Annotated in this window: 18 protein-coding genes; 3 read left to right on the top strand and 15 right to left on the bottom strand. The window is 33.7% G+C overall.

Features of this window, described 5'->3' with window-relative positions:
* Nucleotides 1-710: 710 nt before the first annotated feature.
* From F6K18_RS16575 to fraC, 5 genes are all read right to left on the bottom strand, one after another.
* Nucleotides 711-1,391 carry an SAM-dependent methyltransferase gene (locus F6K18_RS16575; protein ID WP_287522300.1) on the bottom strand — a complete coding sequence of 227 codons (681 nt, stop codon included), beginning with the start codon at nt 1,389-1,391 and terminating at the stop codon, nt 711-713.
* Nucleotides 1,392-2,438: 1,047 nt separating this feature from the next.
* Nucleotides 2,439-3,266 (bottom strand): ATP-dependent sacrificial sulfur transferase LarE, encoded by an 828-nt coding sequence (larE, locus tag F6K18_RS16570; RefSeq protein ID WP_287522308.1) that lies wholly within the window; start codon nt 3,264-3,266, stop codon nt 2,439-2,441.
* 868 nt (nt 3,267-4,134) lie between these two features.
* Nucleotides 4,135-4,908, bottom strand: a complete 774-nt coding sequence (locus F6K18_RS16565; protein ID WP_287522298.1) for an ABC transporter permease — start codon at nt 4,906-4,908, stop codon at nt 4,135-4,137.
* Between the two features lie 41 nt (nt 4,909-4,949).
* Nucleotides 4,950-5,987 carry a DUF5357 family protein gene (locus F6K18_RS16560; RefSeq protein WP_287522297.1) on the bottom strand — a complete coding sequence of 346 codons (1,038 nt, stop codon included), beginning with the start codon at nt 5,985-5,987 and terminating at the stop codon, nt 4,950-4,952.
* Nucleotides 5,984-6,487: a filament integrity protein FraC gene (gene fraC / locus F6K18_RS16555; RefSeq protein ID WP_287522295.1), complete on the bottom strand. Its 504-nt coding sequence runs from the start codon at nt 6,485-6,487 to the stop codon at nt 5,984-5,986. The genes F6K18_RS16560 and fraC overlap by 4 nt, the downstream gene beginning before the upstream one ends.
* 421 nt (nt 6,488-6,908) lie before the next feature.
* On the opposite strand from fraC, the gene F6K18_RS16550 reads away from it, so the two are divergent.
* On the top strand, nt 6,909-8,042 hold the full coding sequence (locus tag F6K18_RS16550; protein WP_287522306.1) for a cob(I)yrinic acid a,c-diamide adenosyltransferase: 1,134 nt from the start codon (nt 6,909-6,911) through the stop codon (nt 8,040-8,042).
* Nucleotides 8,043-9,011: 969 nt separating this feature from the next.
* Here F6K18_RS16550 and F6K18_RS16545 read toward each other — a convergent pair.
* The 3 genes from F6K18_RS16545 to F6K18_RS16535 all read right to left on the bottom strand — a co-directional run bounded on the left by F6K18_RS16545 (nt 9,012) and on the right by F6K18_RS16535 (nt 11,367).
* Nucleotides 9,012-9,437 (bottom strand): hypothetical protein, encoded by a 426-nt coding sequence (locus F6K18_RS16545; RefSeq protein ID WP_287522294.1) that lies wholly within the window; start codon nt 9,435-9,437, stop codon nt 9,012-9,014.
* 1,263 nt (nt 9,438-10,700) lie between these two features.
* A complete protein-coding gene (locus F6K18_RS16540) occupies nt 10,701-10,835 on the bottom strand; it encodes a hypothetical protein (RefSeq protein WP_287522293.1) in 135 nt (44 codons plus the stop codon).
* Nucleotides 10,828-11,367 (bottom strand): hypothetical protein, encoded by a 540-nt coding sequence (locus tag F6K18_RS16535; protein WP_287522291.1) that lies wholly within the window; start codon nt 11,365-11,367, stop codon nt 10,828-10,830. Before F6K18_RS16535 ends, F6K18_RS16540 begins: the two co-directional genes overlap by 8 nt.
* A gap of 111 nt (nt 11,368-11,478) precedes the next feature.
* Here F6K18_RS16535 and rpsD point away from each other — a divergent pair, with 111 nt between their 5' ends.
* Both rpsD and F6K18_RS16525 read left to right on the top strand, forming a co-directional pair.
* Entirely contained in the window at nt 11,479-12,087 is a 609-nt protein-coding gene (rpsD, locus tag F6K18_RS16530) for a 30S ribosomal protein S4 (RefSeq protein ID WP_124146974.1), read from the top strand.
* A gap of 417 nt (nt 12,088-12,504) precedes the next feature.
* Nucleotides 12,505-12,702, top strand: a complete 198-nt coding sequence (locus F6K18_RS16525) for a hypothetical protein (RefSeq protein WP_287522289.1) — start codon at nt 12,505-12,507, stop codon at nt 12,700-12,702.
* A gap of 52 nt (nt 12,703-12,754) precedes the next feature.
* Here the strand turns inward: F6K18_RS16525 and moaA are convergent, their stop codons facing one another.
* The 7 genes from moaA to F6K18_RS16490 all read right to left on the bottom strand — a co-directional run bounded on the left by moaA (nt 12,755) and on the right by F6K18_RS16490 (nt 21,234).
* The gene (moaA, locus tag F6K18_RS16520; RefSeq protein ID WP_287522288.1) at nt 12,755-13,741 is read right to left on the bottom strand and encodes a GTP 3',8-cyclase MoaA; all 987 of its coding nucleotides are present in this window, start codon (nt 13,739-13,741) and stop codon (nt 12,755-12,757) included.
* Between the two features lie 1,012 nt (nt 13,742-14,753).
* Nucleotides 14,754-15,422 carry a hypothetical protein gene (locus tag F6K18_RS16515; RefSeq protein ID WP_287522287.1) on the bottom strand — a complete coding sequence of 223 codons (669 nt, stop codon included), beginning with the start codon at nt 15,420-15,422 and terminating at the stop codon, nt 14,754-14,756.
* A 191-nt stretch (nt 15,423-15,613) separates the two neighbouring features.
* Entirely contained in the window at nt 15,614-16,204 is a 591-nt protein-coding gene (locus tag F6K18_RS16510) for a nucleotidyltransferase domain-containing protein (RefSeq protein ID WP_287522286.1), read from the bottom strand.
* A gap of 180 nt (nt 16,205-16,384) precedes the next feature.
* Nucleotides 16,385-16,891 carry a hypothetical protein gene (locus F6K18_RS16505; protein WP_287522284.1) on the bottom strand — a complete coding sequence of 169 codons (507 nt, stop codon included), beginning with the start codon at nt 16,889-16,891 and terminating at the stop codon, nt 16,385-16,387.
* Between the two features lie 404 nt (nt 16,892-17,295).
* Nucleotides 17,296-19,134 (bottom strand): glycosyltransferase family 39 protein, encoded by a 1,839-nt coding sequence (locus F6K18_RS16500; protein ID WP_287522283.1) that lies wholly within the window; start codon nt 19,132-19,134, stop codon nt 17,296-17,298.
* A 34-nt stretch (nt 19,135-19,168) separates the two neighbouring features.
* Entirely contained in the window at nt 19,169-20,386 is a 1,218-nt protein-coding gene (locus F6K18_RS16495) for a transposase (RefSeq protein ID WP_287522282.1), read from the bottom strand.
* Between the two features lie 92 nt (nt 20,387-20,478).
* Nucleotides 20,479-21,234 (bottom strand): hypothetical protein, encoded by a 756-nt coding sequence (locus F6K18_RS16490; protein ID WP_287522280.1) that lies wholly within the window; start codon nt 21,232-21,234, stop codon nt 20,479-20,481.
* Nucleotides 21,235-21,282: the final 48 nt, after the last annotated feature.

The raw sequence follows: 21,282 nt of genomic DNA, 5'->3' as shown, positions 1-21,282 counted from the left end.
GCTGAATAAGTCTTTTAGTAGGGGTAGGAGACAGGAGACAACCCACCCCTGACCCCTCCCAGGAGGGGAAGACAGGAGACAGGAGAAATAGGAATTTAGAGGAGGTAGGAGTAACAATTGTAAGAATGATTTTTCTGCCTAAGTCTTGCCTAAAATACTAACTTTTTGAGCATAAAGAGCTGAAAAATTTGCACTGCAATTCGACCCCAAAAAGGCTAAAGCCTTTATATGTCAATGCTTTTAGATTTAATCAGCAATACCTAATTAGAGGATGTCATTTATTATAGACTTTGCCACAATTTTTGGAAATAGGAAACTGTTAAGAAAGAGTTGATTTTTATATATAGCAATATGATTTGAGTTGTGAGATATTGAAGGCTTTTAGGGAACATCAGTTATGGGAACAGGCAACAGAGAAGAAGAAAAAACGTATCATATAAATATAATAATTGCTATAATCTATACTTTTAAGGAACACCTCAATTCTCACAACTGATTCCTGATTGCTATATCAAGGAGAGAAAAGAAAAAAAATCCTTTTTTCGGTAATTGTTAATTCTTGAATTATTCCTTCATTAATTATCTTTATACTTTGGGTTTAATACCCCACTGTCACCCACAATGTTTACAATTGGTCGGGGTTTGAGTCCCCATCCATTTTTCTTCCTTTCTTCTTCCTTCTTCCTTCTTCCTTCTTCCTTCCTCCTTCGTCAAACAAATATTTGCAACATTTGATTACCTCCTTTCTGAAATTCATAAGTTACTTGTTTAATTTCTGCTTTATATCCTTTAGTTGTTAATTTTTCAATTATTGGCGTTAATAATGGTGAAATTTCTCCAGAAAGTTTAAGCAAAGGAAAAATTCGTACTTGTTTAGCAACTCTACACATTTCTAAAATTGATTCTAGATGAAATTCTGCTGAAAGATGATCGGAATATAAAAATAGAAAATGACCGTATAAAGCCAAATCAAATCTGTGATTATCAAAAGGCAGTTTCGGCAGTTCAGCAGTTAAATAACGTTTTTGCTGAAACCCATTAGGAAAGTCTAATAAAAATTTTTCCATTGCTGCCATTCTGACCTTTAGTAGATTTTCTGGCGACTTTAGATTTTGCCAAACAAAAGTATCATAATTTGCCTTTACTTGGTCAATAATATTTTGAGAAGTTGCCTGAATACGTTGAGAAATTTCATCAGCACTAAACTTATATATTGGGTCGCAGGAAATGACATTATATCTTTGAAAAGTCATTTCATAATTAAAACTTGAAGGTCCTGCTGCACAGTCGAGAATTTTTAACTTCTTCTCTTCTGGAGTAAGGTCGAACATAGAAATATATTCGTCAAGATTTCGACCCCAAGGTACTATTTTTTCTAGTTTAATTGTCATAGTTATTTTTTAGGAGTCAGAAGTCAGAAGTCAGGAGTCGTATGGGAATAGCTTTGATACTATTTATTAGGTAATAATTTATCTTTTTCGTCCAATGGATATCTCCTTTAACGAAGTCAGAAGTCAGAAGTTATTTTTGTAACGGGGATGCGTGAGCAACTCTCCAAAAATATTACGCCTTAAAAGGCGGGGTTTTAGACCCATGTTATTTTGACAAAGTATTTTAATTTCTCTTATTATTCCTAACATTCTTTTTCCAAATTGGTATTAGATCCCACTACATCCCTCAAATTTTGGTGCTTCAGAAAATGATTTGACTATTGCGGCATACGCAACACAGAGGGGGAAGTAGATATTTCTCTACGACACACTCTAAAGTTATGCGCTTCAGAAAATGAAATAATTATTGCGGCATACGCAACACAGAGGGGGAAGTAGATATTTTTCTACAACACACTCGGAAGTTATGCGCTTCACAAAATGAAATAATTATTGCGGCATACGCAACACAGAGGGGGAAGTAGATATTTCTCTACGACACACTCGGAAGTTATGCGCTTCACAAAATGAAATAATTATTGCGGCATACGCAACACAGAGGGGGAAGTAGATATTTTTCTACGACACACTCGGAAGTTATGCGCTTCACAAAATGAAATAATTATTGCGGCATACGCAACACAGAGGGGGAAGTAGATATTTTCCCACCACACACTCTAAAGTTATGCGCTTCACAAAATGAAATAATTATTGCGGCATACGCAACACAGAGGGGGAAGTAGATATTTTTCTACGACACACTCGGAAGTTATGCGCTTCACAAAATGAAATAATTATTGCGGCATACGCAATAAAGAGAGGGAAGTAGATATTTCTCTGCGTCACACTCTAAAGTTATGCGCTTCACAAAATGAAATAATTATTGCGGCATATCCCGTTAAATCGCAGATTATAACGGGAGACCCCGAGACCGTATCAAGTTGGCGGATCGAGTGTGGCAACTATATGCCTAATTATGGAAATAATTTAATTTCTCGGAAATCTACTTTAAACTTTTCCCCCTAATACCTCCGGTGACAAAACCTGATTTAACTTCCCACTCCGATATCCTTCTAAATCTAAAGTGACATAAATAAATCCAAACTCTTTAAACCTTTCTACCAACTGAGGCAAATTTATTGTCAACACAAATTCTTTAATTTGTTCAGGTGGAAGTTCAATTCTAGCAGTATCTTTTTCCGAACGAACTCGTAAATTTTTTAATCCCAAATCTCGCAAATATCTTTCCCCACGACCAACTCTTTGTAACTTTTCAAAAGTAATTTCTTCCCCATAAGGAAAACGAGAACTTAAACAAGGTTGAGCTGGTTTATCCCACCAAGGCAAACCCAATTCTTTAGCAAGTTGTCTAACTTCAAACTTACTAATTCCTAATTCTGCCAAAGGCGATCTAGCTCCTCTTTCTTTTGCTGCTTGAATACCAGGACGATAATCTCGTAAATCATCTGAATTTACCCCATCTACTACATAAGAATAACCCCGCTTTAAAGCTAAAGGTTTGAGAGTACCATGCAATTCACTTTTACAAAAATAACAACGATTTATAGGATTAGAAGTATAATTTGGATTCTCCATTTCATTAGTTTCTACCTCTTCATGAGAAATACCAATTACTGCTGCTTGAATTCGAGCATCTTCTAAATCTTCAGGTAATAAAGAAGGAGAAATAGCAGTTATAGCTAAAGCTTTATCTCCCAAGACATTATAAGCGACTTTTGCTACTAAAGTACTATCTATTCCGCCGGAGTAAGCAATCAAAGCTTTCTCCATTTCTGAAAATATTGTTTTCAGTTCTTTGAGTTTTTTTGTTAACATCATTTTCTCTATTTATTGAATTTTACTGTTGTTAATTTAATTATTATTGATTATAGCAATTACACAAGGAAGAGGGAAGAAGGAAGAAGGAAGAAGACATATTAGATATTCTGTTGTTTTAGAGATTCCATAAGTCAAGAGTAGTAATGGAAGTTGCTATAGATGCTAGTAGGGTGCGGTGGAAATACAGCTACTATTTTTATTGATCACTTATTACTCAGTTTTTTGTACAACCTCAAAGCTTCCTCTAGTTAATTGACTTGAGAAAAACCAGACAAATTATTTTTTCTAATACCATTTTCAAATCAAGATTACCCTAGTCAGATTTTCTGGGGAAATTCTCAATTAACTGCCATTGCTAGAATTAACTATTACCCAACTTTTCTCACCTACAACCTCAAAGCTTCCTCTAGTTAATTGACTTGAGAAAAACCAGACAAATTATTTTTTCTAATACCATTTTCAAATCAAGATTACCCTAGTCAGATTTTCTGGGGAAATTCTCAATTAACTGCCATTGCTAGAATTAACTATTACCCAACTTTTCTCACCTACAACCTCAAAGCTTCCTCTAGTTAATTGACTTGAGAAAAACCAGATAAATTATTTTTTCAAATCATTTTCAAATCCAAGTTTCCCTAGTCAGGTTTTATAGGGAAATTCTCAATTTCCTACGATTCTTGAAATGAGAACACTTTGCCCAGATAGTGAGTTACAGTTTTAAAATTAATCTATTTTCCCTACCCCCTACTTCCTACTCCCTAAATTCCTAAAATTTTGTACCTCCAACACTAGAAAAATTGTATAAATATTAGCTCAAACTTTCTCAGCGACAACCTCAAACCTACCACCTAAAACTTTCTTCAATTCAAAACTCTCGCCTAGCAAAAATAGCTATAGTAATTGATAAAATCAACATTGTATAAAGCAAAGCATAACCAAAATTAGTCACTAAAGTAGCTATACTTGGCAGTAGACCATAAACTGAATCATTTTTCAAATCTAATCTGCTTAAATCTGGCAATACGACATATAATCCCATCATTAACTTTTTAATTCCAGGATTATCACTTAACTCACCCAATTTAACCAAATCTCTACTTAAATTCCCCATTAAATAAATGCCAAATGTAAATAATGTCGCTAATAGAGAAGTGGTAAATACACCAAATAAAATTGCTACTGCAGTGAGTAACGACAACTGAACAAAAATAAATATTACTGCTACTAAAATACTAACTATAGGATATGAAATACCACTTAGATTCAGAATTAATCCATATATTATTGTCATAGTCAACAATAAAACAGCCAAAACTGCTGATAAACCAATATATTTACCAATAATTAATTCCGAACGACTTAATGGTTTAGCAATCAAAACATAAACAGTACGTTTTTCAATTTCTTTATTCACCAAAGCAGTGCCAATAAAAACCGTCACTATCAAACCTAAAACACTCATAACTGCTAACCCAAAATCTAAGATTATTTTATCCTCTGTACCTACAGATAATTCTGGGATTAATCTAATAGCAGCAATCATTAATAAAGCAAAAAAAATAATTAAATAAAGGATACGATCGCGAATTACTTCCCAAAATACATTTTGAGAAATTGCCAGAATTCTCCCTAGATTCATAAAATGTTTCCTAACCTCATATTTCCACTTATTTTTTATCTTTAAATTTTTGTCACATCTTCTGACTGTTTTTCTGGTTTAACAAGTTTCTTTTCTACAGCACTACATTCAACATTTCCAACTCTAATTGGTACTGCTGCATTTCGCGAAGTACCAAAACTTCTTTGCCCTACTCTTTCTTCAATTTTACAATTTTTACTCAGATAATAACTTTCATCTTTTGCTGTAAGTCCTTCCCAAAATAATTGTAACTTTAACTGATATCCAGACTGATTAGCAACTATTGGTGTTTCTAACTTCCAGAAATTATCTTCTTTAACTTCAGATATTTGTTTAGTTGCCTCATCTTTAATATCTTGCAGCTTCAACTTCATATTAGGTACTGATAAATCTACTCTTTGAGTTGCTAAATCATTTTTCAGTCTCTCTTCCATTAAACTCAGAATTTTTGCACCTCTATAATCATTTATTGAAGGGGTTATCAACCGATAAACAAATGCACTTTTACTTAGATCATCTTCTCCCATTGTCGGATATTGTTCTACTATTTCCTGAATCATAAAGTATAATCCCAACCAACAACTAACCAAAAAATTTACCAAAATTAAAATGACAAAACTAGGCTTTGATAATACATCAACCTTTTGGTCTGTCGATTCTTCTGGAGTATTCAATACTAAAATTATTGCTGCTATGCACACCGCAATTATTGGCCAAGACACTATAGCTACATACTTCAAATTGCTCTCTAATTTTTCATATAAAAGAAAGCAAATTAGCCCTGCTGTAATCCAGGGACTTAAACTGATACCTCGAAATACAAATGGTTTCTGAGTTGTTAACCATCCGACAGAAAATGTTAAAAATAACCAGCTTAAAACAGAAATAAAATCAACTTCTACTTCCCTATTACTATCAAATTCAGCTACAGCTATTGACACCAGTAATAACATTCCACTCAACAATAAAAATGTTTTCCAATGCCAAAACTGAGGAGGAAGTAATAAATTTAGTAGATTCTTTAAAAAGTCCGTAATACCTTTAAACAGATCGGTAAAACTTTTCCAAATTTCTTTCATATTAATTCAAACCTCTGCAGAAATAAAATAGATACTATTGCTAAATGACTGCAAGTATGAGCCAGTGTAATCACCAAAAACCTTGGCGTTCTTAATTGTCCTAATGCTTGTGATAAATTCATACTAGCACCACTATTTTTATATTTTTCATTCCATAAATTTTCACACCAATTCAAACTGATAAACTTCACAATTAGAGAAAGCAAAAAACTAAGAAATATGAAAAGTATGAATATAGGATAAATTGTGCCAATCTTACCAAATAAAATATAAGCTACGACTTCTTTTTCCCATATATTTGGCACAATACTTACTGCATAAAAAAAGAATATCCACCCTATACAGGTAGAAATTAAATTCATTACAGTTGCATACTGAACACTAACTTTTGGAATGAATTTAAGTCGGTATTGAAGAAAAAATGATTCAATGGCAATTACTAATAATAATATTAAAGAGCTAGAGACAATAGCCCTCAAAGGCAAAATAGTTAAGTTCATCGCTAATTTTTGGGGACAAAGTAAATAAAATATGATTCAGTCGGTCTGAATTTTGATATTATCTGAGTTAAGTGGATATAAATTTCGCTAATTTTGTTAAAAAATGTTAATTGCTTTAATAGGCATCTCCAGAAAAGAGGGAAGTAGGGAATAAGGGAAAATAATTGATGATTTATGTACGATAATTGATTTTATTTTTTATTGTTGGAGATGTCTAATATAAATTTCGTTTAGTTGAGCTACATAATGATGAAAGTAATTAGTAGCGAGAAGGTAAGTTACTTTAAAGAAATTACAATATTGTCTATTCCTCCTTCCTTATTCCCCGGTCGTGACAGTTAACTTGTAATTTTTTCCAATACGCAATTACTATCAAAAAATAATTACAAACTTTATAGATAACTACTTACTTATGAGACCTATGAGAAGAAACGGCATTGGTATACGCACCGCACAGGCCATGTCAGAAAGAATTGTGGGACAAATTCATGTTTACGATGGCTCCAGCAAAGGTAAATCTCAAGCAGCATTAGGAGTAGTTTTACGTTCCATAGGTCTAGGGATACATTCTGACTCTCCAACTAGAGTATTGCTACTGAGATTTCTCAAAGGACCTGACCGCTCTTATGATGAAGATGCTGCCATAGAAGCCTTACAGAAAGGCTTTCCTCATCTAATAGACCAAGTACGCACTGGTAGAAGCGAATATTTTGGCCATGATGAAATTATTACATTTGACCGTCAAGAAGCCCAAAGAGGTTGGGATGTGGCCAAAGGAGCGATCGCTTCTGACTTATATTCAGTCGTGGTCTTGGACGAACTCAATCCAGTTTTGGACTTAGGTCTATTACCCGTGGATGAAGTCATCCACACTATAAAGGATAAACCAGAACAGTTAGAAATTATTGCGACAGGTCGTGCAGCTCCTCCAGCATTGTTGGACATCGCCGACTTACATTCAGAAATGAAACCCCATCAACACCCAACTGCTCAAGCTCATGGTATTACAGGGATTGAAATTTATACTGGTGCTGGTAAGGGTAAATCTACCAGCGCTTTGGGTAAAGCATTACAAGCTATAGGTCGGGGTATTAGTCAAGACCAATCTCATCGAGTCCTAATTATACAATGGCTCAAAGGAGGTATTGGTTATACAGAAGATGCAGCGATCGCCGCCTTGCGTCAAAGTTATCCAAATTTAGTGGATCATCAACGTTGTGGTGGAGATGCTATTGTTTGGCGAGGACAACAAAAAGAAATCGATTTTGTCGAAGCAGAAAGGGGTTGGGAAATAGCTAGAGCGGCTATAGCTTCTGGTTTATATAAGACTATTATTTTAGATGAACTTAATCCTACTGTAGATTTAGAATTATTAGAAGTAGAGCCAATAGTTGAAGCTTTATTACGGAAGCCAAAAGATACGGAGGTAATTATTACTGGTCGTTGTCTTAATCCACCAGCATATTTTGATTTGGCTAGCGTTCATTCAGAGGTTTTCTGTCATAAACATTATGCTAATCATGGGGTGGAATTAAAACGTGGAGTGGATTTTTAAGGAATATAAATAAGTCAGAAGATAGGGAGTAGGGAATTCATTAATGGATAATGGATAATGGATAATTGATAATGGATAATTACCTCTGGTTAAAACCGCTACGGAATTGAATATAAGGAAATATTATTTCTTCACAGGAGTCGATTGGATATGGCGAAAATACCCGCTCTTATCAGAGCCGCTCCGAAGATCGCCATCCCTCGACCGCTTTTTTCCCCTTAAAAGGGGAGGCTTTAAACCAGAATTATTTAATTATTAATAATTAATAATTAATAATTCGATAATAAAATGTTTTTAGCAATTATTTGTATGAAGTAAAGATATCTTATTTGTTATTTGTTTACTCCCTACTCCTTGCCTGCAAGAAGATGTAGCAAAAATGCGTGACATTTGGTATTAGATTTATACTGAAACAACAGAAAAATACAATTTAAAAGAGGATTTCAACCTAAGTTGGTAGCTGAAAACTGTTAGCCCAGAGCTAGTTATAGCGCTATGCAAATATGTTAATATATTCCTCTGTTTCCTGTTCCCTATTCCCTTACAACTAAAATTTATTGTCCTGACCAAAAGACATCTCCAATAATAAAAAATAAAATCAATTATCGCACTCTTATTCATCAATTCTTTCTCCCTACTCCCTCTTTTCTGGAGATGCTTAAAAGACTTCAATAATTGATAATTGATAATTGATAATGGATAATTGATAATTACCTCTCCCTAAAAACGGATAGGATTGAATAATCATGAAAATTCTTTCTCTCTTGGTCGATTGGATATGGCGAGGAGACCCGTTCTTGCAGACCCGCTCCGAAGATCGCCATCCCTCGACCGCTTGTTTCCCCTTGAAAGGGGGAGGATTTTTACCTGAATTATTTAATTAATAAAGTAAAAAATTAAAAAACTCCCAGCTTTGAGTAACTGGAAGTCCTAGAGAAAATTATTTGCTTCCTATAGCAAGAAAGAAAATTATTTGACGAGAGAAATTTCTTTTTCAGCTTGCTCAGATACAACTTCATTATCTTCAACTAAGTCTAGCTCGCCACCTGGTGCTTCAGGATGCTGTTGAACAAATGTTTCTTCTGCTGGTACTTCCATAAATTCATTCTCAGCATCAACATCAGCTTCTGCTTTACGAGCAATATAACGACTAGCAGAAAAAGCACCTAATCCCATTAAACCTACTGTACCAGCAGCAATACCAGCAATAGCAAAGTCAGACTTACCGGGAAAATTTTTGCTTAACCAAGAGTTTAGCGAAACTAATGATGTTTTCGATATCGAATCTTGACCCTTGTTGCTGAAAATACAAGCTTCTGCGGTACTAGAAAAAAGTACACCACCAGCGATCGCTACAGTGGACAAAACACTGGCCATAATATGATGTTTTTTCATTATTTTTCAGTAAAGTAGCTTTTGATTAAGGGATTTTAACAGCACTTTCCAAAAGTAGCAACCAAGTAGGGGAGTAGGGGAGTAGGGGAGTAGGGGAGAGAGGGAGTGGGGAAGTGGTGGAGAAGTAAATATAAGAATAATTAACATTAACTGAGCTGTTAATTAGCAAAAAGGCAAGCGGAGTAGTTTTAATTACTTAATAACTGAAGTGTTACCTAAATATAGTATTAATGTTTATGAATTAATCTGACTTTTCTCTGTCTAAATTTCATCATTATTAGTATATATCAAATACCAAGTTACCGAAATATTGTGGTGTCGGTACCTCCCCTTTTAAGGGAATAATAAATAAAAATTTTCATAATTAGTCAATCCTCTTCTTTTCCAGGAGAGGTAATTCTAAATTCGTGCATTCGTGCATTCTAAATTCTTTAGCTGCCTCCCTTTTAAGGGGATAATAAATAAAAATTTTCATAATTAGTCAATCCTCTTCTTTTCCAGGAGAGGTAATTCTAAATTCGTGCATTCGTGCATTCTAAATTCTTTAGCTGCCTCCCCTTTTAAGGGGATAATAAATAAAAATTTTCATAATTAGTCAATCCTCTTCTTTTCCAGGAGAGGTAATTCTAAATTCGTGCATTCGTGCATTCTAAATTCTTTAGTTGCCTCCCCTTTTAAGGGGATAATAAATAAAAATTTTCATAATTAGTCAATCCTCTTCTTTTCCAGGAGAGGTAATTCTAAATTCGTGCATTCGTGCATTCTAAATTCTTTAGCTGCCTCCCCTTTTAAGGGAATAATAAATAAAAATTTTCATAATTAGTCAATCCTCTTCTTTTCCAGGAGAGGTAATTCTAAATTCGCGCATTCTAAATTCTAAATTCTTTAGGTACCTCCCCTTTTAAGGGAATAATAAATAAAAATTTTCATAATTAGTCAATCCTCTTCTTTTCCAGGAGAGGTAATTCTAAATTCGTGCATTCTAAATTCTAAATTATTGAAGACTTATAATTTATTTAGAGAAATTCAGAATGCCTCAAACTTGCCTTACAAGTTTAAAAATATATACAGTAATTACCTAATAATTAAGGTTTAAAATATCTTATTCTTTAAATAAATCAAGAAAAAAGGCGTTGCTGAATTAAGGTATGAAAATCAAAACTGAATAATTTAAAATATTTGTTATTCAATAGTTTAGCAATCGCCAAAAAACAAAAAATATAGATATAGCAGTCGAAGGAAAGGTTAGGACAGATAGAAAGCTTAAAACTCAGACAAAGCAATATTTTTCCTTCTTCCTTCTTCCTTCTTCCTTCTTCCTTCTTCCTTCTTCCTTCTTCCTTCTTCCTTCTTCCTTCTTCCTTCTTCAATCTGGAGAAATATCACTGATTTATTCATCAGGATTGAGACAATTAGATAATAATTCTTCTGTAGTTAATCCCACATTCGCACTTAAACTAACCACACAAAAAGAAAAACGCTCGGGAAGTAAACTAAGACGACAACTTTCTAAAATAGCAGCTTCATTAGACTTGTCTTGAACTGATTTATTAATTGTTTCTACACAAGTACCAAATTCATCAACTCTTCTAACTCGTTGACAATTAAATAGAATTTCTTGTGATGAAAGTTCTTTTGTTGTACTATCATAGATTTTTGTGACGCATCCTGATAAACCTCTAGGTTTGAGAGCTGCACCACAAGCATTAGCTACTTCTGTGTCAGACAAACCTACACTTAGCAATTCTTCAGAGCAAATTTCAAAAGATTTTTTATTTGCTTGAGCTATTGCTACTTCAGGAGTAGCTATTAACAAAGCATAACTAAAAACTCCTACTAAGTAAATCCAGCGCCAATGGCAGAATTTAATAGATAGAGGAAACTTCTTAAGGAATAAATTAGAAAAGTTAATGTTAGAAATATTAGGCATAATAAATAAATCAATAGGTTTACTATTCAAGAAAGGTCAATTGACAAAGCCTTGGTTAAATAGTATATAGTATAAGATTGTGGTTAAATTTGATGTTAATGAGGAAATTATATGTCTCGATATAGAGGTCCACGCTTAAGAATAGCGCGTCGTCTCGGTGACTTACCAGGACTAACTCGTAAAAGTCCCAGACGTGCTTATCCCCCTGGTCAACATGGTCAAAATCGCAGAAAGCGCTCAGAGTATGCAATTCGACTAGAAGAGAAGCAAAAATTGCTTTATAATTATGGTCTTAGAGAACGGCAACTTTTACGTTATGTAAAAAAAGCTCGTCGTGCAGCAGGTTCTACAGGACAAGTATTATTACAACTACTAGAAATGCGTTTAGATAATACTGTATTTCGTTTAGGAATGGCACCAACTATTCCCTCAGCACGACAGCTAGTTAATCATGGTCATGTAACAGTAAATGGTAAAGTTGTTAGTATTGCTAGTTATCAGTGTAAACCAGGAGAGGTAATTAGTGTTAGGCAAAAAGAGGCATCTCAGGAATTGGTAAAAACTAATCTTCAATATCCTGGTTTAGCTAATATTCCTAGCCATTTAGAATTTGATAAAAATAAACTTGTTGGTAAGGTTAATAGTATTGTGGAACGGGAGTGGGTGGCACTTCAAATTAACGAACTATTAGTTGTGGAATATTACTCCAGACAAGCATAGAGATTTTATATCAGGGAACAGGGAACAGGGAACAGGGAACAGTAGGAAAAACATTTTCCCTTCTTTGGTTTATTATCAGTCTATGTGCTAATTAGGGTTTGCTGAAAAAGTCTTTGAGTAGGGGTAGGAGACAGCTATACTGGAAACAGGAAAACGGGCAATGAGCGAGAAGGTAGGAGTAAGAATTGTTCCTTAATTTTTCTGTCATGCTCTTGCCTAAAATACGCTTCATGCATGAGCGTCAAGAGCTGAAAACCAGGCACTTTTTTCGACTCCAAAAAGCCTAAAGTCTTTAGATGTCAATGCTTTTAGATTTGATCGGTAAGCCCTAATTAACTCGTTCTTTTCTATAGTTTTTTATCTTAATTTTTGATTTACTCAACTAAACCCCGTCTAGTTTATTTTTAGGCGGGGTTAATGAAGTTAGAAGTCAAAAGTCAAAAATTAAGAGTCAGAATTTTTTTTGGTAACTGGGATTTTGAACAACTCTCCAAAAACATTTCGCCTCAAAAGGCTGGGTTTAGACCCAATTATTTTGATAATATTGAAGAAGACAGAAGGCAGAAGGAAAAATTGCTGATGATAGTCAACGACCGGTCATTTCGTGTCTTATAACCCCAAACAATTTTAAGCACTCCCGTTGATAACTGATAACTGATAACTGATTTCAACCACCAATTTGTGACATAGTTCGACCATAACTTCCAGTAGTGCCAGACTCTCTTTGTTTAAAATTAATTTCTGGTTTAATACCCAACAAATATTCTACCTGCTGCCGTAACTCCTCAACAGAAACCCCACTACGCAGGCCACTTTTTAAATCTATTTGACCCATTTCATTCAAAAGGCAAGGTCTTAACCATCCATCTGCTGAGAGACGCATTCTATTACAGCGATCGCAAAAACATTCTGACATTTGACTAATAAATCCTAGTGTCCCTTTTGCTCCAGGAATCTGAAATACATCGGCAGGTCCATTTCCTTTGACAGAAGATTCTGTTAACCCCCATCGTTTCCTAATTTTTTGCCGTAATTCTTCTGAAGATATCCAACCTCGGTCGTCAAATAATTTATCGTTACCAATAGGCATAAATTCAATAAATCTAACGTGCCAATTACGGTCAATAGTTAAAGCTGCTAAGTCTAAAACTTCATAGTCATTAACCCCAGGAATTACCACTACATTTATTTTTAAAGGGTCAAAACCTACATCATAAGCAGCTTGAATGCCATTCCAAACCAGTTGCCAACGACTACGACCCCGATTACCAATAATTATATTAAAAGTATCTGAGTCTAGAGAATCTAAACTAATATTAATTCTTCTCAAGCCAGCTTGATATAAATCTTTTGCCATACCCGCCAACAAAAATCCATTGGTGGTCATTGATAGGTCTTGGGTCTCTGGGAAAGAGGCGATCGCTTTTACTAAATCTATCACACCAGGACGTAATAAAGGTTCGCCTCCTGTTAACCGAAACCTGGTAAAACCTACAGGAATAAAAATATCTTTTAGTAGAGTTAGTAATTCATTATGAGTTAGTAAGTTTTGTTGTAATACATAGTTAATTTCTGCACCTTCTGGCATACAGTATTGACATCTAAAATTGCAACGATCTATCAGACTAATTCTTAAATAATCAACTTTATTCATGTTAAAAATATTCTATGTAATACAATTTAATATTATACTGAATAGCTAAATATTTAGCAGCTATGGCATTTTTTTGACTATTTCTGTTTGGATAAAGGTTAGTAGTTTAATTTTTTTTATTAGTCAATATTTTCTACAAAATGCTGAATTAACAGCAGTCTACTTTTTGAATTTTTATAGCTGTTTACTTGAGCAAGTTAGTTGCTGTATTCAATCAACATGAAAATTGTTATATCATTTCTTTATAGCAATTACCATATTGGTTAGGTAAAAAATCGGTTGGTTTTAAGGAGCAGGGAACAGCGAATAGAATATAAATAAAGATAAAAGATAGGTTTATCTTATTAGTCTGAGAAACCTTATATGGGGAAGATGGATAATTTATTTTCAGGATACACATTCTATTAGTTAGTGCGATTGAACAGAGTTAGGTGACTCTATATGAGACTAAAGGGAGTTTAATTATGTACCGAAAAATTACACTACGTTAAAATCAAGGAAGTATAATTTCGAGCAAAATTTTAAGTAATTTACATAGATATAATCATTATGAATAAGACTGGAACACTTTTTCAGCTGAAACTCTTTCGAGGCAAGAAACCCTTGTCTCAATCTTAACTGAAATGACTATAAATATATATTTATTTTTAGCGATTTCAGCAAACTATAATTAGTCATAAATCATGTATTATTGTTCAATTTATGATTTTTTTTACTTGATATCAAATGCCCGAACTTAAATTTGATGATTCACTAATAAAAAGCTTACATTATCAAGTTAATATAATTTAAAATATAGCAAATAACGAGTTAATTAAGACTTATACTCATCATGAAGTAAAAGCAGGAAAATGTTTTTAGACTGTTCCTTTTTACCGAATAATTAATAATTAAATAATTAATTCGGGTTTAAATCCTCCCCTTTTAAGGAAAAAAAATAATATTTCCTTATATTCAATCAAGAACAGTTTTAACCAGAGGTAATTATCAATTATCCATTATCAATTATCCATTATCCATTAATGAACTGTTCCCTCCAATAACACAAAAGCGCATAAATAAAAACAACAACTCCTAACATTTCAAGAAACTCTTCAATTGTCACCAATATTTCATAAAAAAAGTTATTAGTATCATATAAATAAGCGTAATATCCACCAACCATTTCCATACCAATTCCACCTCCAACATAAAATATTCCAGCGAGAAAAAATAGATATTTTATTTTTCTAGGCAGAGATTGAAGAAATTTTAGATACACCAATAGAACAGTTATAACTAATATTAATCCTGGAATTACCCAAGTGTAATAAAATATTCCCGTAGCATTCAGCATATCTCGCAAAGGATGAATTAGTTGTTCGTGCAAGCTAATTGTTTCATCAAGTCCTAGATAAAAAAATATGATAGATAGACCTATCCACTTCCAAAGATATTTATCATTTTGTTGCCATTTTTTATGAGCAATTATTCCCAGAATGACACAGCAAAAAAATAAAGTAAAAGATGAAAATAATGAAGGAATAGTATATTCTCCATCTACATTAAATTTATCAATCAATTCGGCAGAATTAGAGAAACCATAATATTGAAAAAACTGCCCGGTAATACTGGCAATAGTCAAGCCAATAACAATAAATATTAGAAATATAATGGTTTTTTTTGGAGATAAATAAATCATATTAAAATTACTAATTTAGGAGCGTAAAATTTTGACGACATAATCTAAATTTTTTAACGCCCCGTTCACCCGTAGCTAGTATCTTTACATATTCACAGATACCCTCTAAGCGCTTGATTTACAAGGGAACTTTTAGGAGTTACTCATGCCAAAATATAGCATAAAATTCTCAATCTTTTATTACTGCTAACCTAAAGAATCTGCTCTCGATTATCATAAATAAGTTCCATTTTTGAGAATTCATTTTCCGAGCAAATAGTAAAATCAATTTTTATTTCACTTCCTTGAAAAGATTTATTTATTTCATTTTTTATAACTTCAATTCCACTCATTGTATTCTTGTCAGGATAAACTAATATTATATCTATGTCATTAAATATTTTCTGCCTAAGATAAGAACCGAAAAGATAAACTTTACAATTACATTTAAGAATTTCACTTTTTTTCAATGCAGATGATAATCTCCTTATCCTGCTTGCTTTCTCATCCTTAAGCAGATAGTTAAAATATTTTTCCCCTTGATAACGAATTGCTCCCATGAATTCTCTGAGCATAAAAAGACCAATATTACTATTGATACATTCTTTTTTAGCACTTATAGAATAATTAGAATAAGGATTAGAGCAAATAATAGCGTCTATATTTGGATCGACTGATTGAATCTTTTCAAGTGTATATTCAGTAAAGTAATAGGTATTAGTAACAAATACTTTGAGTTCCCTTTCATCACTTAAAATAACTTTGAATATTGCCCTATTTAAAGCATTCATTTCTTTGATCAATGAATGATTTGCTAAATACTCATTTATATATTTGGAGATGGTATCTTTTCTGTACTCTATTTCCTCTTCCCCTCTAAATTATAAATCTTGCGTTTGTATTCCTAATTTATTTTTCACAAAATGATCGAACTCTCGTGGAAAAAGTTTGTAATCGTTTACCTTCTCTTCAAAAAGACAATTTTATTTGAAAGAATCCGCATGAATTTTATATTCAAGCATTTGTCTATAAAGCTCCCAAGGATATTTAAAATTGCGTTTATTCCCTTCAATTAAATCAATAATTTTTTGATTATTAGGTAAAATTGTGTCAAGACATCTTTTCTTCCATACTTTTTTCACATCGCCTGAATTTCCTTTTGTTGCCTGTTCTGAAAATGCACTATATTCCTCAAAAATAGACCTATTTTCTTCTAAAACATCATTTACTTCTCTCAAAATCTCATTTTCATCAGTGGTTATCAGAGTCTTAAAAAGTGCTTGGATTTTACTAGAGTGTTGCTCTTTCCATTTGCAGATTTTTTCGACTGAATATTTATCCTCAAGTTCATCTATCATCTTATGACAATCAAGACAAAGCATAATTAAGTTAGACGTACCATTCTTTTGTATAGAATCAGCTAGTGCTTGTTCTGAGCGAGGTCCAGTATTTCCTGCCCCAATAATATGAGCAGCATTGGCTATACTCACAGATTCATCTCCAATATCCGAAAACAGGTACTTATGACAACTAGGGTTTTGACAAAATCCTCCGCACTGAGACCATAACTTTCGTTTCGTATTAGTTGATCTTGATTCCCTAGCCATTTATGATATTTACTGTATTGATTTGGATGAAGGTTTGAAGAAGTAATACTAACATGATATTTTTAATATTTAGACAATTATTTAATGTCTAATTTATAGTTAAGAAGCACCGCCTTTTTAGGCTTATAAAAATCCCTTTGTTCAAAAGTTTACAACCAATACATCTAACAATAAGTTTACCTTTGAGCGTTAGTTTTAATGGATAATTTGGCAGAAAAATATAGTATTTTAAAAAGCATATATTAATCTTTGAACCCACTGATCTATCCGACAAAAAAAATCAAATTTTAACGGCAATGATATAACTTATAACGATAACCATTAATTTTAGGTTTAGGACGAGAAGATTTCAGACAATTGAAAGTTTCTAGATCACTTCCCTCTATCTTCAAATTAACTCCCCATAAATCTAGAGGTCGTGGTGTTTGAGATAGGAATTTAGCTAAAGCTGAATCAGTAGTTAATCTTTGTTCTTGCTGTCTTTTCATTAATAAAAATTGAGGTTGAAAAAAGTCAGAGATATTGATTTTCTCTTCTTGACGTTTAAATTCCAGACCAAGTGCAATTAAAGCCCGAATTTCAGCATGAGTTTGATAAGTTGTAGCAATTAAATACGGAATTTTAGACTGTGTTTTAATTGCCTCAACTAGAAGGTCTGCACGCCGTGATTTTTGATAGCCATAATTACTAACCACCGTTAACCCACCGCATAAACCCATTAACAAAACAACAACCACAACTCTTTTATTAATCAGTTTTAAATTTGCCAAAATTAAATCTTTTTTAGTTGCCCCTTCCTCTTTTCTTTTCTCACTTTCCCACCTCTGCAAAAAATCTCTTAACTTCAAAAATTGAAGACCTCTATATTTCTCAGAAAAAACATTTTTCGCCTCTGTCTGATTTTCCAAATTATCCCAACACTTTCCCAATATTGCAGCTAATAAAATAATGACAATAGGAAAATAAACAAAATGATAACGAGCAGCAAGAGATAAATCTTTACCCATACCGTAAATGATGAGCAAAAATAAAGCGATCGCCCCTACAAAAAAACCGAGAAAAACCTGAAAAGATAAACGGTTATCAATATCATTCATCTGTGCTTTCCCACCTCGCCATAAACCAGGAGCAACCCAAACCAACATAATCAAAAGTGTCACTCCAGATAAAATAGTCACAAACAAACTTGTCCCTTCAATGGGCAAAAGCCATACCATTGTCAATACCCAACCCAATAAACGAGGGATAGGATGCCAAATTTCATCAAGCTCAAAGCTAGTTGATATCCAGTCAGTAAGTTGACTATTGCCAATACCACCTATAATAGGCAACCAAACCAAACCAGCAATAAACGTTCCCAGAGCAACCAAATAAATTTGCCACCAATAACGTTGAAATAGGTTTTGAATATCTCTCAACCACAACCAACCAATAACTAATCCCTCCGCAGTCAACGCCAAGGCAAAAAAATAGTGAGTGGAAATTCCCAAACTATTAATTATAACCCAAAGAAAGCACAGCCATATCGGAAATATCTTGCGTTTTTGGAGATAGGGCATTATTGCTGTCAAACAAGTTACAGAAGCAATAATCCATAAAATAGTTAAAGTGTAATGACGAGATTCTTGGGCCAGGTAAATGCCATAAGGAGAAATTGCCATTAATACTGCTGCTATATGACCTATTAATGGAGAAAACGCCAAGCAACCCAAGCCAAAAATTGCCGGAATAGTAGCTACACCAAAAATAGCACTGAGCGATCGCCCTACCCAAAGAGAAACCAATTCTCCGTCAGTGGTGAATAATTTAAACCACAAATGATTTAGTACAAAATAGAGTGGAGGATGATTATCTTCACCCAGTAGATGATCAATGACATCGGTAGGAGTAGAAGTTGACTCAAATTGTAAGGGTGACAGCAATTGGTCTAGACTAATAACTAGATCTAAAGGCAGGTCAAAAAAACTATGGCCTAGACTATAACCCAATGTAGCAATTTCGATAGATGAGGCAGACTTGTCAGCTAAGTTTGTCCAACGTAGAGTAATGCCTAGAAATATCCAACTAAATAGCAGTATTAGATGCAACCACCTCTGATGATTTTGGTTAACTCGATCATTTCTCATTCTTTTGAGTGATATCTCCCACACTAAGCTGACGCTATAGTTGGGCTTCTCGTTTCGCAGTCCCGGTACCCCGTCGGACTCCACGAGCTTTAAGGACGGAATGCCCTACCGCCCTATTTTTGATATTTATCGCCGCATTTAAGTCGCGGTCTATTACTATGCCACAATGCGGACAAGAATGAGTTCGTATGTCTAATTCTTTAGGGACTTTTTCTCCACAATTTGAGCAATCTTGGCTAGTATTTTTGGGGTTCACAGCTATAGTCTTTTGTCCAGCATTTCCAGCTTTGACAGTTAAAATAGATAAGAATTGTCCCCATCCAGCATCGTTAATTGATTTACTCAAACGGGTCTTTGCTAGCCCTTTAATATTTAAGTTTTCATGGGCGATAATTTCAGCTTTTGATAACAACTCATTTGCTGTTTTCAAGTGGAAATCTTTACGCTGATCAGCAACTTTTTTATGTTGTTTAGCTACAGCTAGAAGAGCTTTTAACCATCTTTTACTACCTTTCTTTTTACGAGATAAACGTTTATGTAGAGTCTTTAATCGCTGCTGAGATGAGCGATAATATTGAGGAATGGGAACCGACTCTCCGTTACTTGTTACCAAAAAGTCTTTTAACCCCATATCTATCCCCAAAGTATTTTCTGAGGTAGGTTTAACTTCAGTTGTGAACTGAGGAACCGACTTATCTTCTAGGGATAGCGTCACATAATAACCATCAGCTTTGCGACTAATAGTAACAGTTTTGATTTGAAATTCTTCTGGTATTGGTCGATGCTGAATCAACTTTACCTTACCTATTTTGGGCAAGTTTATCTTGTTTCCTTCTATGCAATCAAACTTCATTTGAGGATAACAGAAGCTTCGATAACGTCCTTTTCCTTTAAACCTTGGTTTCCCTAATTTATGTCCATTTTTGTCTGCCTTAAACCATCTATCAAAGGCAAGTTTTACCCGTTTTGTGCAGTCTTGTAATACCTGAGAATGAATTAGCTTGTACTCAGGAAACTTGTCTTTGGTATTGACCAAATCTCGTTTTTGAGAGTAATAATCTGGATTACCTCTGAGTTGAGGAATTGGCATCACCAAGGGACAAGCGTTAACTGGACAACGATTTTCTGACCACCACGAAAACCGCTCTCCTAATCTATAGTTGTACTGCCGACGCAACAATTCTAACCACATTTCTATTGTGGCTATTTGTTCTTTGTTGGGTAATAGCTTGTACTGGTAGGCGGTTCGCATATTTACTTTGATTTGGTGTATGCTTTTATTATATAGCAATGAGCGCTGGTATATTTACAAAATTATTAATTATTAATTGTCGAACATATTCATCAATTTTTTCCAGGTGCTAAACAAGTAAACATATTATTCTTTGATTCAACTACTGGCTTAACTTGATAAATATATTTATTAATCACTTTTTCTACTTCAATTTTTACATAATCAGACATTGAAGATAACCATCCATCAATATCAATATGCATCCACTTTTTACTAGCCTTATTATCAACAGCAAACTCAAGCAAACGACTCATATTTGCTGAACCTGCTGTTTCACTCACTTCTTTCATCATAGAGTAAGTCAAGCCGTAAAAAGGTTCGGAACCTTGTTGAAAATATGTTTCCCAACCACTCCAATCTAAATCGTTACGAGTTAATATTTTCTCAGCAAAAACAGTAGCCAGACCCTCTACATAACAATCAAGTAATTGCGCATTTAATAAGTGAAAAATTTCATGACTTAACTGTCCGTGAAAAGCATATTCAGAGGGTTTACGACTTAAATAGATAGTAAACTCACCTTGATTTGCATTATCAAGTGAAGCTAAAGGAGTTGTATGTAAGCGTAAATTTACTTTTTTTACTGCTATCCTTGGCTTGCCGTAGAGTTGTTGACTATAATTAAATACTGATTGAACAAAAGAAGAAATACTAACATTATTTAAACTATCATCTAAGGCATTAACTTCAGGTGATGAAATAAATTGAGCGGAAATTTTCTGCAGTTTTAAATTAGGAATGTAGAGAAAAATCAGCAATGAAATAAATATAGTGAATAATAGCTTAGGCCTGATAAACTTTAGCATAATTTGTATCAAAATCAACACGGATTAATTTTAATTTTTTTATTTCGC

The sequence above is a fragment of the Okeania sp. SIO2C2 genome, assembly GCF_010692625.1.
Lineage (GTDB): Bacteria > Cyanobacteriota > Cyanobacteriia > Cyanobacteriales > Microcoleaceae > Okeania > Okeania hirsuta.
Note: the sequence above shows the minus strand (reverse complement) of the source record. Positions and strands in the feature narration are given on the sequence as shown.

Excerpts from the sequence above, each read along its gene's own strand:
- F6K18_RS16500 (WP_287522283.1), bottom strand. The coding sequence starts at position 19,134 with ATGAGAAATGATCGAGTTAACCAAAATCATCAGAGGTGGTTGCATCTA.
- F6K18_RS16550 (WP_287522306.1), top strand. The coding sequence starts at position 6,909 with ATGAGAAGAAACGGCATTGGTATACGCACCGCACAGGCCATGTCAGAA.
- fraC (WP_287522295.1), bottom strand. The coding sequence starts at position 6,487 with ATGAACTTAACTATTTTGCCTTTGAGGGCTATTGTCTCTAGCTCTTTA.
- F6K18_RS16515 (WP_287522287.1), bottom strand. The coding sequence starts at position 15,422 with ATGATTTATTTATCTCCAAAAAAAACCATTATATTTCTAATATTTATT.
- F6K18_RS16575 (WP_287522300.1), bottom strand. The coding sequence starts at position 1,391 with ATGACAATTAAACTAGAAAAAATAGTACCTTGGGGTCGAAATCTTGAC.
- F6K18_RS16490 (WP_287522280.1), bottom strand. The coding sequence starts at position 21,234 with ATGCTAAAGTTTATCAGGCCTAAGCTATTATTCACTATATTTATTTCA.
- F6K18_RS16565 (WP_287522298.1), bottom strand. The coding sequence starts at position 4,908 with ATGAATCTAGGGAGAATTCTGGCAATTTCTCAAAATGTATTTTGGGAA.
- F6K18_RS16525 (WP_287522289.1), top strand. The coding sequence starts at position 12,505 with ATGAAGTTAGAAGTCAAAAGTCAAAAATTAAGAGTCAGAATTTTTTTT.
- F6K18_RS16535 (WP_287522291.1), bottom strand. The coding sequence starts at position 11,367 with ATGCCTAATATTTCTAACATTAACTTTTCTAATTTATTCCTTAAGAAG.
- moaA (WP_287522288.1), bottom strand. The coding sequence starts at position 13,741 with ATGAATAAAGTTGATTATTTAAGAATTAGTCTGATAGATCGTTGCAAT.
- rpsD (WP_124146974.1), top strand. The coding sequence starts at position 11,479 with ATGTCTCGATATAGAGGTCCACGCTTAAGAATAGCGCGTCGTCTCGGT.
- F6K18_RS16540 (WP_287522293.1), bottom strand. The coding sequence starts at position 10,835 with ATGAATAAATCAGTGATATTTCTCCAGATTGAAGAAGGAAGAAGGAAG.
- F6K18_RS16495 (WP_287522282.1), bottom strand. The coding sequence starts at position 20,386 with ATGCGAACCGCCTACCAGTACAAGCTATTACCCAACAAAGAACAAATA.
- F6K18_RS16560 (WP_287522297.1), bottom strand. The coding sequence starts at position 5,987 with ATGAAAGAAATTTGGAAAAGTTTTACCGATCTGTTTAAAGGTATTACG.
- larE (WP_287522308.1), bottom strand. The coding sequence starts at position 3,266 with ATGTTAACAAAAAAACTCAAAGAACTGAAAACAATATTTTCAGAAATG.
- F6K18_RS16545 (WP_287522294.1), bottom strand. The coding sequence starts at position 9,437 with ATGAAAAAACATCATATTATGGCCAGTGTTTTGTCCACTGTAGCGATC.